Raw genomic sequence first — 15,182 nt, 5'->3', positions numbered from 1 at the left:
CATTAAGATCTTAACTATGGTAAAACACTATGCTCTTACGTATCTATAAGTAAATTCAATCATAATATTACTCCATTAGAAAAATTCAATTGCAAAATAATCAAAAACCTCCCCTATTAACCTCAAAGGCTTAAACTGACCCTGTTTTTAAACGAATTTCACCCTACATTAGACCATTTTTTCTCCCCATTTTTGCATTATTCAAATATATTATTGTAAAAACACGAAAGCTCTTTTCTGTTTAACCAACCTATTTCATTCCAAACCTTTTTCCGTTTTATCAAACCCTATAATTATGATCAAACTTTTACGAAAACCTCAATTCCTCAGGTTTCCCCCCTCCTCATTTTGGTTGATGGTGCTCTTGAGTGGTTATCCTCTAAGCCATACCACTCAAGCACAAAACACTACCGAAAACACACAATCTTCCAATTCTACTTTACGTACTATTTTGGTAACAGACGACAATGATGAAGTGTTGGAAAATGTGAGTCTTAAAAACAGTAGAACAGGAATGTTTGCGACTACATCAAGTAATGGTATTGCCACCATTGATGCGCAAATTGGTGACAAAATTGGGATTTACTGTATGGGGACTTTTCTAAAAGAAATTTCGATAAAAGATATTTCTGAAAGAGTTATTTTGAGTAGTCAAAACCCTGCTGTTGCTCGTATCAAACCTATTCGTGGACTTTTCAACCAGTCTCTCAAAGCAGAACTAAGTACTGGTTCGTCGCAAGCAATTTACAACAAAGATATTCAAAAAATGCCTGCTACGTCGATACTCAATACCTTAGTGGGTAGACTTGCAGGTACCAGTACATTCCAGTTTTCGGGACAACCAGGAAGCGATGGTATTTCATTCGGACTTCGCGGGCAGGGTCCGTTAGTTATCATCGATGGTATTCCGAGACAGCTTACCATTTTTGATTTGGAAGAAATCGAATCAATCACCGTACACAAGGATGCTTTATCCAATGCCATGCTTGGCGTGCGCAGCAATGGTGGTGCCTTGGTAATCAATACTCGTAAAGGCTCGGCTTCAAATGCTAAAATGTCATTTACAGCGCAAACAGCGATTCAACAACCCTTGAAATTCCCAAAGGGATTGGACGCCTATAATTATGCCAAACTCTATAACGAAGCACGTGTAAACGACGGACTGACTCCTGTTTATTCTGATGCAGCTTTACAGGCTTATGCGACCAACTCAGATCCTTACAACTATCCGAATGTCAACTGGCGTGATGCTACGCTAGAGCCATCTTCACGTATGGATCGCTATACTTTTAGTGCTACAGGAGGAAATAATTTTTCGAAATACTTTATTTCGTTTGACCATATCAACCAAACGGGGCTTTTGAAAAAAAATACCACTACCCCTTACAATACCAATAATAACTTTAAATCATATACCATACGTTCGAATGTTGATTTACAGCTAAATTCCAAGCTTTCGGGCGGTATTTATCTCTTGGGTCGTATTCTGAATGGTAATGATGCAGGTGCTGGGACAAGCAATATTTTGAATAGTATTCTCAACACGCCTAACAATGCCTATCCTGTGTACAATCCTAATGGTTCGTACGGTGGTAATCAGCAGTTTCAAAACAATATCTTAGCACAGACTATTGGTTCTGGATACCAACAAAACTTCAAAAGAGATATGTTGGCTGACTTTTACCTGAAAAGAACGCTCGACGAAATCGCTTCTGGCATGTGGATAAAAGCCGTGGGCTCCTATTATGCTACGCTTTCAGAAAACGTAGTACGTAACAAAACCTTTGCTGTTTTCCAGAGAAATGTATCCGCCACTGGACAAGAATCTTATCAACAGTTTGGAGTAAATGGCGACCAAAGCAACTATAACTACATGGATTACCAAGGACGCTCTGACTATTTGGAAGTGTCTTTGGGTTATGACAAAAACAAAGGAAATCATGGTGTAAATGCTGTATTATTGGCTAATCGTCAAAACTCCGTTTCAGGCTCTGATTTACCTTATACGATTACAGGCTTAGCAGGACGCATGGGATATAATTACAAACAAAAATATATCCTAGACCTTGCTTTCGGCTTGAATGGCTCAAATAGATACCCTACTGGAGGTTCAACCAAATATGGTTTTTTCCCAGCAGTAGGTTTGGCTTGGAATATTTCGAAGGAAGATTTCCTACAATCTCAAGCATGGATTTCTTATTTGAAATTATATGCTAGTTATGGTAAAAATGGTAACGATAACCCTGGTTATTTTAGCTATATCCAACGTTATTTTGATAATACTGGCGCCGTTTTCGGTACAGGGGCAGGGGGCAATACAGGGGTTACAGAAGAGCCACTGGCGAATCCTAATATCAGCTTCGAAAAATCTAAAAAACTCAATATTGGGCTTACAGGAGCTTTATTTGATAATTCTTTAGGCTTTACCGTCGAATATTACAATATGCAATATTATGATTTGTTGATTCAACGTGGTCGCAATTCTAGCATATTAGGAAATGTTTATCCAAATGAAAATATTGGTAAGAATCAATATACAGGAATTGACTTACAGTTGAATTGGCAAAAAAGTACCTCGATAGGTGATTTTTATGCTACTGCAAATGCAGGCTTCCAAAACTCAAAAGTGATTTATATCGACGAAGTGACACAGCCTTATCCGTGGATGTATCGCACTGGAGAAAGAGTTGGACAACTTTTCGGATTTATTTCAGACGGTTTTTATCAAACCACTGCCGAACTACAATCACGTGCTACAACGGTTGGCTATCAGCCGCAATTAGGGGATCTCAAATACAAAGATTTGAACAATGATGGCGTAATCAATCAGCTTGATGTGGCGCCAATCGGACCACAAAGCCCATACATTACCTTCGGGTCAACATTAGGATATTCGCGAAAAGGATTTGACTTCTCTGTGTTGGTGCAGGGCGTGGCTAACCGAGTAATTGTGGCCAATGCCAATTCGATGTTGGCTTTCCAGAATGGAGGTTTTGGACAAGCATTCGAACAACACCTCGACCGCTGGACTCCTACCAATCCAAACGCTTCGTACCCTCGTCTGTGGCTTGGTACAAACACTAATAACCAATTAGTTTCTACTTTTTGGGCACGCTCAGGGGATTATGTTCGCTTGAAAAATATCGAATTGGGATATACCCTTCCTAGTAAGCTTTGTAAAAATATCAAAGTGCAGGGAATTCGTGTTTTCGCGAACGCAACCAACCTTGTGACATTTAATGCCGACAAATACCTTGACCCTGAGGGCTTTTCGAGCAACTATCCTATTCAGCGAGTATTCAATTTTGGTGTAAATCTCAAATTGTAAAATGGCTTTTATCAAGCTTAAAATTTTCAGAAAAAATGATTTCTAAAAAATATATATCATCCTTTATTTTGGCTACAGCACTAACTTTTGCGGCTTGCGAAAGGGTAGAAACTGAGCCTCGTGATTGGATTCTTGACACTTTGGTTTGGGACGACAAAGATAAAAATGCTACCGTAGCCGTCTTTTTCCTCAACAACATTTACAGTTATATCCCAGATGGTTTTAATAGAATAAATGGACTGGGTGGTGACTTTCTGGAAACAGGTACAGACGATGCCATTCCGTCTAGAACCAATCGCCAAGCAGAATATTATACCAATGGGTTAATTAGTACAGTGAACAACCCCGACCCTTATTGGGGTACTTCGTATGCGGGTATTCGTCGTGTCAATATCTTTTTGAGTAATATCGACAAAGTGCCAGCCGACCCAAACAGTATTACTATCTGGAAAGCCGAAGCGCGTTATATTCGTGCGTTATTGTATTTTGAATTGGTAAAACGTTATGGTGGTGTGCCATTAATTGGTGACCGAGTATTTACCATCCAAGATGATTTGTCGATTCCTCGTAATACCTACGAAGAATGTATCAACTACATCGTTTCAGAATGTGATGCCGTAAAAGGTACACTTACACCAGAACCTGTTTCGGATAGTAACTGGGGAAAAATTCCAAGAGGAGCTACGATTGCACTCAAAGCTCGTGCACTATTATATGCTGCTAGCCCGCTATTTAATGGTGGAGGCATCAGCACCAATGCCAACCTCAAAGCATTAATGGGCTATCCGACGTATGACGTTAACCGTTGGCAAAAAGCCTTAGATGCTGCCAACGAATTGATTGGACTCAACTATTATGCTTTGCAGACTTCTTTTTCTGGTGTTTTTACCACTAAAAAGAATACCGAAATCATTCTTGCCAAACAGTCAGGAAATAACTTTCTTATTGAAAACTACAACGCCCCAGTCGGCTTCGGTTCGCCCGCTGCAAGTCTGGGCTTGACGAGTCCTTCGCAAAACTTAGTTGATGCTTTTCCTACGATTACTGGACTAGATATTACCAATGCTCAATCAGGTTACGACCCACAAAACCCTTATGCCAACCGTGACCCTCGCTTGGCTTTGACAGTATTTTTCAATGGTCAAACTTGGTTGCGTAGAGCAGTGGAAACTTTCGAAGGCGGTTTGGACAAGCCAGGAGGTATTGCCGTTCAAACACGTACAGGCTATTACCTACGTAAGTTTATGGCAGATTTTTCTAACAATACTACCTATACAAACCAGAGCCATAACTTCCCATTATTCAGATACTCGGAGATACTGTTGAACGCAGCCGAAGCCCTAAATGAGTTAGGCCGTACCACAGAAGCCGTCACTAGAATCATTGATATTCGTAAAAGAGCAGGAATCCGAGCAGGCACCGACAATCGCTACGGTATCAAAGCGGGTATTTCACAAACCGAAATGCGTGCGCTTATCCAAAATGAAAGACGTATTGAATTAGCCTTTGAAGAACATCGTTTTTGGGATATTCGTCGCTGGAAAATAGCAGAAACTGCGACAAGTGGTTCGCTAAAAGGAATGAAAATCGTAAAAAACACTAATGCAACATTGACTTTTACGCCATTTGTAGTGTCGACGATGAAGTTTTCGAACAAACTATACAGTATGCCTTTACCGTATGACGAAACGCTAAAAAACAATAAGCTTATTCAAAACGAAGGCTGGTAAGTAAGAATGCGGAATGATGAGTTGTGAATTATGAATGTATTTTTTAATAATCAATCCTTTACACTCAAAATCCACTGGACCTTATTGTGCTGCAAGCCGAATGCCCATAGCTGAAAGCCGAAAGCTTAATAATTAAATCTCATTTTGCACGATTACTTCATTGTTATGAACAACAAATTCATGGCTTCAATTCCATCTGAAAACCCTCATGTTTTTATGAAAAAAATACTTTATATATGGATTTCTATTGTTACGCTCATGGCACAAAATGCCCTTGCTCAAGGTCAGGCTGTGTCGGGAGTAGTGACAGGAGGCAAGGAAGCACTGCCAGGCGTGGCAGTCTTCGAAAAAGGGCGAAACACCAACGGTACGCTCACCGACGCAAAAGGTTTTTTTAAAATTACTTTAAAAGGACAAAGCAATACACTCGTATTTCGTTCGCTTGGTTTCAAACAACAAGAAATTAGTGTAGCTGGTCGCTCAACTGTCAATGTCACCCTTGAAGACGAAGACAAATCGCTCGATGAAGTTGTGGTAATTGGGTACGGACAGCAGAAAAAAATCACCTTGACAGGTTCTGTAAGTTCAGTGTCAGGTCGTGAAATCCGTGAAAACCCTTCTGCAAGTTTGCAAAATGCTTTGGCAGGTAAACTTCCAGGGTTTTTCTCGCAACAACCTTCTGGTCGTCCAGGTGCCGATGGCGCAAGTTTTTATATTCGAGGGGTAAGTTCTTATAATGGCAACAACCGCCCTTTGATTATTGTAGATGATGTTGAGTATTCGTATGACCAATTTGCTCGTATTGACCCTAACGAAATCGAAAATCTCTCGATCTTGAAAGATGCTTCAACAACGGCAATCTATGGCGTTCGTGGTGCTAATGGCGTAATTGTAGTTTCGACAAGAAGAGGTAAAGAAGGTCCTCCGCAAATCTCAATGCGTGCTGAAATGGCACTTTCTCAGCCTACGATTATTCCAAACTATTTGGATGCTTACGAGAGTGCAAAAATGTACAACCAAGCTCAAATTAACGACAATAGCGTAAACCCAAGCCCATCGTTTAAACCACGTTGGAGTGACCAAGATTTGGAATTATTCAAAAATGGCAAAGATCCTTATGGTCACCCAAATGTCAACTGGAAAGATGTTTTGTTCAAACAGTTTTCAAAACAATATCGTGGAAACCTAGACTTATCAGGCGGTACACAAAAGGTAAAATACTTTGTTTCGGTAGGTTATTTGTACCAAGATGGGATGCTCAAAGATTTTGGTCAAGACCAAGGGGTAAATAGTAATTATTTTCACCAACGTTATAACTATCGTTCAAACTTGGATATGTCGGTTACCAAATCACTTGATTTGAGATTGGATTTGTATGGCAATTTTGGACAAGTAAATACCCCACAAGTAGGTAGTCCATTTGGCTACAATGACTTGTTTTATGATTACAGTAGTTTCTTGACTTTAGCACCATTTGCTTATCCTGTGTATAACCCAGATGGTTCGTTGGGTTACAGTACTTGGATTAGAAACGAAAATCCAAGCTACAACGTCAACAATGTAGTGGGACGTTTGAAGTACTATGGTTATAACCAAACCAATGAAAGTAACATCAACTTCATTGGTTCAGCGAAGCAAAAATTAGATTTCCTTACCAAAGGCTTGTTTGTCCAAGGTCGTATCTCGTTTACGAGTAACTATGGCTACGGACGTAGCATGACCCGCGACCAGTTTCCATCATTTATATATAATTCAGCCACAGATACCTACGAGGCTCGCGACCCCAATGTGTATCGTGTGCGTCGTTTCTTTTTAGGATATGATGCCAGAAGTACTTCGCGAGTTTTGAATATGCAATTGATGGTTAACTACGACCGTACTTTTGATTCAAAACACCATGTGTATGCCTTAGGTCTATTTAACCGTAACTCAACAGAAGCGTCCAGTAGCAATGCCGTGTATAATTTTATTCCAAACAACTTCCAAGGGTATTCTGGTCGTGTGGGATATGATTACAAAAATCGTTATCTGGTACAATTCAATGTGGCTTACAATGGTTCTGACCGTTTTGTAAGAGACAAAAGATTTGGGCTTTTACCAGCAGTTTCGGCAGGTTGGAATATTTCAGAAGAACCATTTTATAAAAATTCATTTCCAAAATTCATGGATTTGTTGAAAATCAGAGGTTCGTATGGGATTGTAGGTAACGACGCCATCGGAAGTAGCTTTTCTTATTATTACCAACAAAATTATTCAAACGGTAACGGGGTAGTTGCTCCAAATTTTGGCTATTCAAGCAACTCCTATAGTGGTGTGGTAGAAGGTACGCTTGCCAACAACGAAGTAACGTGGGAAAAAGAGAAAAAACTAGATTTAGCGATCGAGTTTGGATTGTTTAATAGTAATGTGACAGGTAGTTTCAACTACTTTGATAATAATCGATATGATATTTTGACCACTCGTGGTACAGTATCAGCCATTTTTGGGCAAGGTCTTCCTCCTGTAAACATGGGAAAAGTAAACAACCGAGGTTATGAAATCGAGTTGGGCTATCAAAGTCCTACCAAAGGAGGCTTCTCGTATTATATTAAGGGAAATTATTCGGTAGCCAAAAACAAAATTGTCTTCCAAGATGAACCAAGCTCTTTGTATCCATACCAAATGTACACAGGCAACAGCATTGGTCAAATGAGAGCCTACACCTTTATAGGTTACTACAAAAATGCCGATGATATCGCCAACAGCCCCAAAACAGCTGTACCAGTACAACCAGGTGATTTGAAATATGCCGACTTGAATGGCGATGGCAAAATAGATGGCTTTGATATGTCGGTAACTGGAAATCCAAACACCCCAAATACTGTTTATGGTATCAACTTGGGTGTCCGCTATAAGGCAATCAGCATCAGTGCCAACTTCCAAGGAGCACGTAACTTTAGTGTAAGAGGTACAGCAGAATCTATCCGTGCATTCTCGTCAAACCTAACTGAGGTACACAAATACGCATGGACTCCAGAGTTAGGCGACAATGCCAAATACCCTCGTTTGACCTTGCTCGGCGGTATTAGTGACCCAACGGCTTATCCATCAACATTCTGGTTGATTCCAGGGGATTATTTACGATTGAGAAATGCACAAATCAACTTCGACTTACCAAGTAGTTTGACCAAAGGATTGGGTATTCAGCAAGCAAGAATTTATGTAAACGGCTCTAACTTACTGACCTTCACAAGCCTCGACAAACTGTATCAACTTGACCCAGAAATTTCATCGGGTACCGACCGTGTGAGTTATCCTCCACAAAGGTTAATCAACTTTGGTATTAGTGCTACTTTCTAAGGTATTCAACTCATTGATTTTAGTTTATGAAAAAAATATTATTACTCGCATGTGTCATAGGGCTTACCTCCTGCTTTTCGTCGGATGATTTCCTTGACCCCAAAACTACAGCATTGACCGAGGAAACGGTTTTTTCTGATAGTACACGTACAGTAGCTTTTTTGTATCGAATTTATAGCGATATTGGTTTTAGTTATACAAAAGGTCGTTGGGATTCTCATGGCAATACCGAAGAAGCCACCGACGACGCAGAATATCGTTATTCGGGCACAGGACAAAAAGCCGTAATTCTTTACAGTGGTACAGTGAGCCCGACCAACTTCCCATTTTTTGAGTTTTGGTCAACACCCTATAACAATATCCGTAGGGTCAATTTATTGTTGGAAAAACTTCCCAATGCTCCACTTTCAGCACCCATGAAAGCTCAAATGGTTGCAGAGGCACGATTTTTACGTGCTTGGTACTATCATTGGCTATTGATTAGCTTTGGAGGTGTGCCATTGGTAGGTGACAAAGTATATGACATTACCGACTTTATCAATTTACCACGTAATTCGTATGCTGATTGTGTGAGTTATTTAGTAAAAGAATTAGACGAAGCGGCAGCAGTTTTACCAAAAAGCACTGATTATTCTGAGCAAAATTATGGTAAAGCTACTCGTGGCGCTTGTTTAGCACTCAAATCTCGTATTTTGTTGTATGCAGCAAGCCCATTGTTCAATGGTGGTGCCGAAACGCAAAATGCGGACCTTGCCAAAATCGTGAGCAATCCTACGTATGATGTAGCACATTGGCAAAAAGCTGCTGATGCAGCTATGGCAGTAATGAATTCGGGAGAATATTCTTTGTACAAAGACAATACAACTGCGCCTGGTTATGGTTTTTATCAGGTGTTTTTAAATCGTGTAAACCCTGAGTTTATTATTTTCCAAAACCGTTCTGCCAACCGCGACATGGAAGGTTTCTATAATATGCCAACCCGTGGAGGTGCATATAATGCGATGCCTACGCAAAACTTGGTGGATGCTTTCCCAATGAAAAACGGAAAAGCTATTTCAGATGCAAGTTCGGGTTATGACCCAAACAATCCATATAAAAACCGTGACCCTCGTTTTGAATATTCGATTGTCTACAACGAGTCGATGTACTATTTGGCAAGTGCTAATGCACAAAGACAAGTTTTGACTTACGAAAATGCTCCTTCTGATGGCTTTACGCAGGCAGGACAAACAACAGGATACTACAGCCGAAAAATGTGTGATGCCAATATCTCTTCAAACAGTAGTTTTACGACAAACCGTGGTTGGTCGTTAATGCGCTATGCCGAAGTATTGCTCAATTATGCTGAAGCAATCAACGAGACAGGCAAAACTGATTTGGCTTATGCCCCGCTTATTGCGCTTCGTGACCGTGCTGGTATAACAGCGGGAGATGACAAATTGTATGGTTTAAAAGCTAATATGACCAAAGAGCAAATGCGTGAAATCATCCGCAACGAGCGCCGTGTCGAATTGGCTTTTGAAGACCACCGCTGGAATGATATTCGTCGTTGGAAAATTGCCATGGATGTATCAAACGGCTACAACAAACGTATGAGAATTATCAAAAACGCTAACAACACTTACACATATCAAGTAACGGAGTCGATAAGAAGACATAACTTCAGACCCGAAATGTATTTATTACCAATCCCTGACTCGGAAGTACGCAAAGCACCAGCTATGCTCCAAAATCCAGGATGGTAAGAGAAATTTGAGTGATGAGTTTGGAGTGATGAGTGCGGAGTTCTTTTTCAAAACTCAGCACTCTAAACTCGACACTCAGCACTCAAATAATTGACTGATTGGGACTGCACCTATCAAAAGAGTCGTGAACTGATTTTTTCAATTGACGGCTCTTTTGTTTTTTTGAATATTTTAACCCCTTATTTTTCTTAAAATACGCCCTTCCTGTGCCAGAGATTCGAAGTAGCTTTACGACAGTTAAAAAACTTTTTTACTCATTTTATTCATTACATTATTTATGAAAAACTTTCGCATTGCGTTAACCTATGCTCTAATCCTTTTGACAACACTGACTTTTGCGCAATCTGCCCAAAACAAAAAGCTCTTTAAACAAGCATTCTCTGAGGCAGCCGAACAATATAAAGTTTTAGCCCAAAATCTTCCTGCTGATAAATTCCCGAAAACGTATTTCCCCAAATCAAATAAATATGAATGGAGTGGCTCAGGTTGGTGGTGCAGTGGTTTTTACCCTGGTTCTTTGTTGTACATATACGAACAAACCAAAGATCAAGCTACATTGACCGAAGCAAATCGTATTTTGAAGGTATTAGAAAAAGAAAAATTCAATACCTCTACCCACGACTTGGGATTTATGATGTTTTGTAGCTTTGGTAATGCCAAAGACATTGACCCAAAACCTGAATACAAAGATATTTTGATTCAAAGTGCTAAATCGTTGGCTTCGCGTTTTGACCCAAAAGTGGGCTGTATCAAGTCGTGGGATAGCAACAAAAATGAGTACTTGGTGATTATCGACAACATGATGAATTTGGAGTTGCTTTTCTGGGCTACGAAAGTCACTGGCGATTCTAGCTATTACAAGATTGCGGTGACACATGCCAATACAACCATGAAAAACCACTTTCGCCCAGACTACAGTTCTTACCATGTAATCAACTACAATGCAACAACAGGAGAAGTTCAGCAAAAAAGAACCGCACAAGGTTTCGCTGACGAATCGGCATGGGCACGTGGACAAGCATGGGGACTTTATGGATATACGGTCATGTTTCGTGAAACCAAAAATCCTATTTACTTAAAACAGGCGCAAAACATTGCTAAATTTATCATGAGCAATCCCAATATGCCTGCGGATAAGATTCCTTACTGGGACTACAATGCACCCAATATTCCTAACGCTTTAAGAGACGCATCGGCGGCTTCAGTGACTGCCTCCGCACTTTTGGAACTTGCCAAATACAGTACGCCAAAGCTCAATAAAGCCTATTTCAAGGAAGCAGAAACGATTTTGGTCAATCTTTCAAAAGCGCCTTACCATGCAGCACAAGGCAAAAATGGTGGCTTTATCATCGAACATTGTGTGGGACATATTCCGCAAAATACGGAAATCGATGTACCGCTTACTTATGCGGATTATTATTATTTGGAAGGAATGAAAAGATATTTGGCTTGGAAATAAGCCTTAGAGAAAACCCTCTATGAAAATCAAAAACCTCATTTTTGCCACTTTAGTACTGTCTAGTTGTACAGGAATGGCTCAAGAAAAACCCAAAGACGCTTATCAGTTAGTCTGGGCAGATGAATTTAATCAGGACGGTGCTCCCAATCCCAACAATTGGAACTACGAAAAAGGCTTTGTACGCAACGAAGAACTACAATGGTATCAACCCGATAATGCTCGTTGTGAAAATGGTCTATTAATCATTGAGGCAAAAAAGGTGAATCTTCCCAACCCCAATTACAAAGCTGGCAGTAAATCTTGGAGAGAAAATCGTCCCAATATCGAGTACACTTCCTCGTGTTTAATCACCCAAGGAAAACAACAATGGCAATATGGACGATTTGAAATACGTGCTAAAATTGACATTCGTTTGGGCTTGTGGCCAGCATGGTGGACTTTGGGTGTTCAAAAGCCATGGCCAGCTAACGGCGAAATCGATATCATGGAATTTTACAGAGGCAAAATACTGGCTAATATCGCTTGTTTGGGGACCAGCAACAAAACCGAATGGCATAGCAAAACCCAAAGCGTAGATAGTACATGGGCAAGCCAGTTTCATACTTGGCGCATGGATTGGGACGAGGAACATATTGCACTATACGTCGATGACCAATTGATGATTAGCACGCCCCTCTCCCAACTCGAAAATAAAGATGGAAGTGGGTTTAATCCCTTCAAACAACCACACTACATGCTATTTGATTTGGCCATTGGCGGACAAAATGGTGGCGACCCAAGCAATACCACTTTCCCTAATCGCTTTGAGGTAGACTATGTAAGAGTATATCAAAAAAAGTAGAATTGCCTAACCTGCTGGGAGGCGCAGATTATCGCGCCTCCTTGATTTTTGAATCATCATTGTTTTATGAAAAAACCGTATCTTGCCTACACCATTTCATCTCTTGAACGCTATGAAACTCATCAAACACATTACCTCTCTTCTGAAAAAAATACAAATTTCCCTTATCGAAAAGGGAGCCTATTTCCTTACTGAAGCCATTATCATCATTGTTTCAATCACCATAAGTTTGTGGGTAAATAATTGGAGTGAGGATAATAAAAATGAGGAGATTGCACAAAATTTCCTGAAAAGTATTTCAAGAGATTTGACACATGATTTGCTGGAAATGAAGGAAGACTCTGCTTCTATTAGCCGTCAACTTCTGTGCGCGACCTTTATCAGAACACTTCCTCTTCATCCCGAAATCACCCAAGATAGTATATCATCATTTCTAAAATCAAATGCTACTCTTTTTTACACAACGACCCTAATTAGCCCCAACAATGGCAACTATGAAGCTGCCAAAAGTGCTGGATATTTTCGTCTTCTCAAAAACAAAGCCTTGCTAAACGATATTACCGACTTATATGAGGAACGCTTCACTTGGTTGACTCGTCTGGAGTTAGAATATTTGAGCTACAAACGTAAAAACCTAGACGAATGGTCGCTCAGCCAACCCAATGTAGACTTATCAGAAAATGATATTGACCATAAAGTTTCGCATTCTTTTATAAACCCAGCAATTTTAAAAATCCCCTATCTTCAAAAATATAGTTTCTATGCCTCAAGAAGTCTATCTGAGTTAAGAAATCAGTATGGAGTTATTATTGAACATACACAAAGGATATTGAAGGAAATTGAGGAGGAAAATAAATAGTGATAACCTTTAAAATTCTGAAAATCTATGCACAAAATCGTTTTACATCTTATTCTAATTTTATTGACAGAATCAGCAATAAGTCAATCCCTAACGACTGATAGTACTTTTTATGCTCCTTCTGAAATACGTAAAAACCCCTTGAAAGTTAAAGTGCTATCTTTAAAACAACAAAATCTCAAAAGTATTCCCAAAGAGATTTTTAGCTGCCTGTATTTAGAAAAATTAAGTTTAGAGAACAACGACATTGGTGAAATACCCATGGAAATAAAGTATTTACAACGTCTAAAATCGCTTAATCTCAAAGGAAATCGGATTAGCAAAGTTTCAAACACCATTGAAAAACTTCCTAAACTCAACTATTTGAATCTAAGCCATAATAACCTTACAGAACTACCAGCTACGATTTTAAAACTTCTCTACTTAGAAACATTAGATGTTCATCAAAATAAATTAACATCCTTTAAGATTCCATTCAACTCCATAAACCTTAAGGTATTAAACTACAGTCATAATCACTTATCGGACATAAAGACCTTCATAATTCCTCCAGATATAAAGCTTACGCATTTGTATTTAAGAGGTAATCAACTAAAGGAAGTCCCAGAAGATATAATTTTCACTCAAAGTCTGCAAGAAATTGATTTTTCGAATAATCAACTCGAATTAGTGGATGAAGATATTTACCTGATATCAAATTTAGAAAGCTTAAAACTTGGGAAAAACCGCATTAAAGTCTTACCTGAATTACCCAAATCTTCGCATCTGAGATATTTAGATTTGAGTGAAAACCCTTTAATGAAATTTCAAATAAGGAATTTTAATAAGATAGCATTAATCCCAACAATTCTATTTCAAAGGTATTTACCTCATTGGGAATATGAAGACGAAGATTGAACAAAGTACTACCAAAATTCTGGCAATGCTAAGATGAAGTATTAAAAATAAAAGGCAATTTTGTTAGAAAAGGCTAAACAAAATCTATTCACGACAAACCAACACCATCCGTCATGACAAATCGAGAAGCAATTATTCAAAACTATATCGATGGATATAATCAATTTGATATAGACCAAATGGTGAAAGATTTTGATATCAATATTGTATTTGAAAACATCCAAAACGGTAAAACAAATCTAGTGCTAAATGGCTTGAGCGAATTTAGACAACAAGCTGAAACAGCAAAAGCCTATTTCTCAGAAAGAACACAAACCATTACTGCTATTACCCACCTCGAGCATACTACAGAGGTTGAGATACAGTATGTAGCAACCCTTGGCATGGATTTTCCTAATGGATTACAAAAAGGACAAGTACTACAATTATCTGGAAAATCCATATTTGAGTTTAAAGGAGATACTATTACCCAATTGACGGATATTAGTTGATATCAGCAGCCTATTATTTTCTTTCAAATGCTGGGAAACATAGTGTTCCACCATTTGAAAGAAAATAATAGTGATAGTACAATATCATTGTTAAATCAAATTCAGAAACCTTACTTCAAGTAAAATTTAGGGATTGGATACGCTATAACTTTATCGATTAGATTGTGATAAGTTGGGAGTATCTGTCCTGTATTTTTACAATCTTGCATCCATTTCATGTAATCATCGTATCTTGGATCACCTGTAAATTTTAATAACAATAGTCTTCGTACAATCCAAGAACGATAATCCCCTTGAATTTTATTAAGGTTTCCAAGGTATTCTTCAAATAATCCTACATAACCTACACCCTCTTGGTAAGGTGGTTCATATTTATAAAATTCTGGGCCAATCGAGTAAATATCAGGATATTTTTCACAAAAAGGCTTTACTTTCTGTTCCATGAATTCTATTAGGAACTCTGCTAACAAATCAATTTGTTCATCAACAAAAA

General features: G+C 39.0%; 10 protein-coding genes. 9 read left to right on the top strand and 1 reads right to left on the bottom strand.

Features of this window, described 5'->3' with window-relative positions:
* Positions 1-295 precede the first annotated feature (295 nt).
* From QM524_RS23780 to QM524_RS23740, 9 genes are all read left to right on the top strand, one after another.
* Positions 296-3,328, top strand: coding sequence for a SusC/RagA family TonB-linked outer membrane protein (locus QM524_RS23780; RefSeq protein WP_283346533.1), 3,033 nt, complete (start codon positions 296-298; stop codon positions 3,326-3,328).
* A 35-nt stretch (positions 3,329-3,363) separates the two neighbouring features.
* The gene (locus tag QM524_RS23775) at positions 3,364-5,058 is read left to right on the top strand and encodes a RagB/SusD family nutrient uptake outer membrane protein (RefSeq protein ID WP_283346532.1); all 1,695 of its coding nucleotides are present in this window, start codon (positions 3,364-3,366) and stop codon (positions 5,056-5,058) included.
* 216 nt (positions 5,059-5,274) lie between these two features.
* Positions 5,275-8,397 (top strand): SusC/RagA family TonB-linked outer membrane protein, encoded by a 3,123-nt coding sequence (locus QM524_RS23770; protein ID WP_283346531.1) that lies wholly within the window; start codon positions 5,275-5,277, stop codon positions 8,395-8,397.
* 26 nt (positions 8,398-8,423) lie between these two features.
* On the top strand, positions 8,424-10,142 hold the full coding sequence (locus tag QM524_RS23765; protein ID WP_283346530.1) for a RagB/SusD family nutrient uptake outer membrane protein: 1,719 nt from the start codon (positions 8,424-8,426) through the stop codon (positions 10,140-10,142).
* A 277-nt stretch (positions 10,143-10,419) separates the two neighbouring features.
* Entirely contained in the window at positions 10,420-11,601 is a 1,182-nt protein-coding gene (locus tag QM524_RS23760; RefSeq protein ID WP_283346529.1) for a glycoside hydrolase family 88 protein, read from the top strand.
* A gap of 19 nt (positions 11,602-11,620) precedes the next feature.
* A complete protein-coding gene (locus QM524_RS23755) occupies positions 11,621-12,442 on the top strand; it encodes a glycoside hydrolase family 16 protein (protein WP_283346528.1) in 822 nt (273 codons plus the stop codon).
* 112 nt (positions 12,443-12,554) lie between these two features.
* Positions 12,555-13,301, top strand: a complete 747-nt coding sequence (locus QM524_RS23750; RefSeq protein ID WP_283346527.1) for a DUF6090 family protein — start codon at positions 12,555-12,557, stop codon at positions 13,299-13,301.
* A 27-nt stretch (positions 13,302-13,328) separates the two neighbouring features.
* The gene (locus QM524_RS23745; RefSeq protein ID WP_283346526.1) at positions 13,329-14,198 is read left to right on the top strand and encodes a leucine-rich repeat domain-containing protein; all 870 of its coding nucleotides are present in this window, start codon (positions 13,329-13,331) and stop codon (positions 14,196-14,198) included.
* A gap of 113 nt (positions 14,199-14,311) precedes the next feature.
* The gene (locus tag QM524_RS23740) at positions 14,312-14,689 is read left to right on the top strand and encodes a nuclear transport factor 2 family protein (protein WP_283346525.1); all 378 of its coding nucleotides are present in this window, start codon (positions 14,312-14,314) and stop codon (positions 14,687-14,689) included.
* Positions 14,690-14,799: 110 nt separating this feature from the next.
* On the opposite strand, the gene QM524_RS23735 is transcribed toward QM524_RS23740, so the two are convergent.
* Positions 14,800-15,132: a hypothetical protein gene (locus QM524_RS23735; protein WP_283346524.1), complete on the bottom strand. Its 333-nt coding sequence runs from the start codon at positions 15,130-15,132 to the stop codon at positions 14,800-14,802.
* Between the last annotated feature and the right edge of the window lie 50 nt (positions 15,133-15,182).

The organism is Flectobacillus roseus (assembly GCF_030056595.1).
Classification (GTDB): domain Bacteria; phylum Bacteroidota; class Bacteroidia; order Cytophagales; family Spirosomataceae; genus Flectobacillus; species Flectobacillus roseus.
This window is presented reverse-complemented; position numbering and strand designations above follow the sequence as displayed.